At 70.5% G+C, this 3026-nt stretch carries 2 protein-coding genes and 1 pseudogene; 2 read left to right on the top strand and 1 reads right to left on the bottom strand.

All coding sequences use genetic code 11. The annotated features are described in order from the left end of the window. The coding region (locus ACRDP3_RS26380; RefSeq protein ID WP_431519516.1) for a DNA polymerase at window positions 1–1014 on the top strand (1014 nt) is incomplete at its 5' end. 156 nt (window positions 1015–1170) lie between these two features. Next, a complete protein-coding gene (locus ACRDP3_RS26375) occupies window positions 1171–2877 on the top strand; it encodes a lytic murein transglycosylase (protein WP_431519515.1) in 1707 nt (568 codons plus the stop codon). A 12-nt stretch (window positions 2878–2889) separates the two neighbouring features. On the opposite strand, the pseudogene ACRDP3_RS26370 reads toward ACRDP3_RS26375, so the two are convergent. After that, window positions 2890–3026, bottom strand: a pseudogene (locus ACRDP3_RS26370) (SAM-dependent methyltransferase); the annotation flags it as partial.

The raw sequence follows: 3026 nt of genomic DNA, 5'->3' as shown, positions 1-3026 counted from the left end.
GAGCTGGGCCTGCCCAAGACGAAGAAGACGAAGACGGGCTGGACGACGGACGCCGATGCTCTGGCGTGGCTCGCCGCCCAGACCGAGCACGAACTGCCGGTGCTGATGCTGCGTTACCGCGAGCAGCAGAAGCTGCGCACCACCGTCGAGGGCCTGATCAAGACCATCGCCGCCGACGGCCGTATCCACACCAGTTTCAGCCAGACCGTGGCCGCGACGGGCCGTCTGTCCTCCACCGACCCCAACTTGCAGAACGTGCCGGTCCGTACGGACGAGGGCCGCGCCATCCGCCGCGCCTTCCGTGTCGGCGAGGGCTACGAGACGCTGATGACCGCGGACTACAGCCAGATCGAACTGCGCGTGATGGCCCACCTGTCCGACGACGAGAAGCTCATCGAGGCCATCACCTCGGGCGAGGACCTGCACACCACCGTCGCCTCGCAGGTCTTCGCCGTCGGCGAGGACCGGGTCGACGCGGAGATGCGGCGCAAGATCAAGGCCATGTCCTACGGCCTGGCCTACGGCCTGTCCGCCTTCGGCCTCTCCCAGCAGCTGGGCATCACCCCGGACGAGGCCCGCAAGCTGATGGACAACTACTTCGAGCGGTTCGGCGGCGTGCGCGACTACCTCCGGCGCGTCGTGGACGAGGCCCGCGCCGTCGGCTACACCCAGACGATCATGGGCCGCCGGCGCTACCTCCCCGACCTGAACAGCGACAACCGCCAGCGTCGCGAAATGGCCGAGCGGATGGCGCTCAACGCCCCGATCCAGGGCACCGCGGCGGACATCGTCAAGGTCGCGATGCTGCGCGTGGACGAGGCGCTGCGTGCTGAGAAGCTCAACTCGCGGATGCTGCTTCAGGTGCACGACGAAATCGTGCTGGAGGTGGCCCCGGGCGAACGCAAGGCGGCCGAGGCGCTGGTGCGCCGTGAGATGGCCGGTGCGGCGGAGCTGCGGGCGCCGCTGGACGTCTCGGTGGGCGCGGGCGACGACTGGGAGTCCGCGGCGCACTGAGCCCGGATGTCCGGGCAGGCGGTCCGGGATGGGCGGTCGGGGCTCGGTGAGCCGGCTGTTCGGCCGGAAGCCGTTCCCATGCGGCGCAGACGCGGGCCGGGACTTGTCGTAGGGTCAGCTGTGTTGGGGTCCGCAGGGGAGAGGGACGGGTCGGACATGGCGCCGTATCGCGGCAGGCACGCAGCAGCCAAGCACACCGCCGAGGCCGAGCGGGGTCGCGTCGGCAGCGGCAAGCTCCGCAGAGGAGTGACCACTACGGCCATCGCAGCCGCGGCAATGGCCGCCCTCACCGCCTCACAGGCGCCGGGCGTCGAGCTGGGCAGCCCCGGCGGGGACGAGCCGGGCAAGGACCGTACGGACGCGGCGCAGCGCGACGACGCGCTCGGCGACGACTCCTACCACACCGAACTGCCGCCCCTCGAATCCCCGGCCCCGCCCCGCACTTCGCCGAACGGCCCCGGTGCGCACGGTTCGGAGTCCGGCATCCCGGCGACCGTGCTGGCCGCCTACAAGAAGGCGGAACGGGCCCTCGCGGGTGCCGACCGCGGCTGCGGACTGCGCTGGGAGATCCTCGCCGCCATCGGCAAGGTCGAGTCCGGCCAGGCGCGCGGCGGCGCCGTCGACAAGGAGGGTGCCACCCTCAAGCCGATCCTCGGGCCGGTGCTGAACGGGTCGGGCTTCGCCCACATCTCCGACACCGACGGCGGGCAGTTCGACGGTGACGCGAGGTTCGACCGTGCGGTCGGCCCCATGCAGTTCATACCCTCGACCTGGTCGCGATGGGGCACCGACGGCAACAGCGACGGCCGCCGTGACCCGAACAACATCTACGACGCGGCACTCTCCGCCGGTAAGTACCTGTGCGCGGGCGAGCGGGAGTTGACCGTCAAGGCGGACCTGGACCGCGCGATCCTCAGCTACAACCACTCGCGGGCCTACCTGCGGACCGTGCTCGCCTGGTACGAGTTCTACCGCAAGGGCACCCACCAGGTTCCGGACGGCGCGGGTCCGCTCCCCACCTCTCCCGGCGCCGGCGGCGATTCGGCCAAGCCGGGCAACGGCAAGGGCTCGCCCGGTGGCAACTCCGGTCCTCACAAGCCCGGGAAGGGCGTCGGCAACGGCAACCCCAACGGCGGTGGCAATGAGGGCGGCGGACACGAGTCGCCCAGCCCGACACCCACCACTCCGACCGCGGTGAAGCCGGTCAGCAAGAGCAGCATGTCGGCTCCCATGGGCGAGAAGTACACCACCGCGCCTCAGGTGCGGGTCACCGACAAGGCCGGCAGGACGGTCAAGGGCGTAAGCGTGCGTTACGACGTCCTCGGCACGAGCGGACCCCGATTCGTCGGCCTGCTTTCACCGGCCACCGCCACCGCCACCACCAACTCCAAGGGCATCGCCACCGCCCCCGCCCTCAGCGCGGGCGCCCGGGCCGGCACCTTCACCATCCGAGCCACGGTCGTCGGACGGGACGTGCCTCCTGCGAATTTCAAGGCCACCGTCACCCCGGCGGCGAACGGACTGACGCGGACCTCCCTGGACTCCCTGACAGCCACGACGAATGCGCACTTCGCCAAGGCGGTGGAGGTCAAGGCAACCTTCCATGGCAAACCTGTCGCGAACCTGCCGCTCACCGCCACCATGATCACCGACGACGCCGAGCCCGTCGAGAACGACAAGGGTCCCTACTTCAAGGACGACGACGAGCCCGTGCGTACCCTCACCGCTCTCAAGACGGGCAAGGACGGTCTGCTCACGCTCCCGGACATCTACACCGACGGCCAAGCCGACACCTTCACTCTCCGTCTCACCACGCGTGAGGGCACCACGCTCGACATCGAGCTGACGGTCACCGCGGAGTAGCCGGACGGGCGGCTAGGCCCCGGGCGCCTCCTCGCGCTCGCACACGAAGATCGCCGTGCCCGGGATCAGCCCTCCGCGCAGCGGTGACCAGCCGCCCCACTCCTGCCGGTTCCAGTCGGGCCACTCCGGCTCGACCACGTCCAGCAGCC

The sequence above is a fragment of the Streptomyces sp. genome (genome assembly GCF_050698815.1).
Taxonomy (GTDB): domain Bacteria; phylum Actinomycetota; class Actinomycetes; order Streptomycetales; family Streptomycetaceae; genus Streptomyces.
This window is presented reverse-complemented; position numbering and strand designations above follow the sequence as displayed.